Annotated in this window: 1 rRNA gene; it reads left to right on the plus strand. The window is 56.3% G+C overall.

The features are described 5' to 3' along the window. Positions 1-216: 216 nt before the first annotated feature. Positions 217-535, plus strand: a 16S ribosomal RNA gene (locus NW819_RS01685); the annotation flags it as partial.

The following is a 535-nucleotide window of genomic DNA, read 5'->3' on the forward strand; positions in this document are numbered from 1 at the left end:
AAAAATTTTGGGTTGGATATCTTGACGGGGTGGTGGGGGTGGGGATAGGGTAGTAAAGCGCTGATGAGGCCACCCAGCCCCGGCGCCCCAGAACCTTGACAAGTAACTCGTTCAGTCAACCATCGCCAAGCAGCACAGCAGGCTCCCTGAGTCGGCTGGTGGCTGCATATTCAACCCTGTCAAGTTTCCATTTTTCCAGAGACAAGCTCTTGAATTGACACGGAGAGTTTGATCCTGGCTCAGGATGAACGCTGGCGGTATGCTTAACACATGCAAGTCGCACGGACACCTTCGGGTGTTAGTGGCGGACGGGTGAGTAACACGTAGGAATCTACCCTCAGGCGGGGGATAACAGCTGGAAACGGCTGCTAATACCCCATACAGGCGGAAGCTGAAAGGAGCAATCCACCTGAGGATGAGCCTGCGTCGGATTAGCTAGTTGGTGGGGTAACGGCCTACCAAGGCGACGATCCGTAGCGGGTCTGAGAGGATGGCCCGCCACACTGGGACTGAGACACGGCCCAGACTCCTACGG

It is taken from the genome of Synechococcus sp. R8-2 (assembly GCF_047461715.1).
Lineage (GTDB): Bacteria > Cyanobacteriota > Cyanobacteriia > Thermostichales > Thermostichaceae > Thermostichus.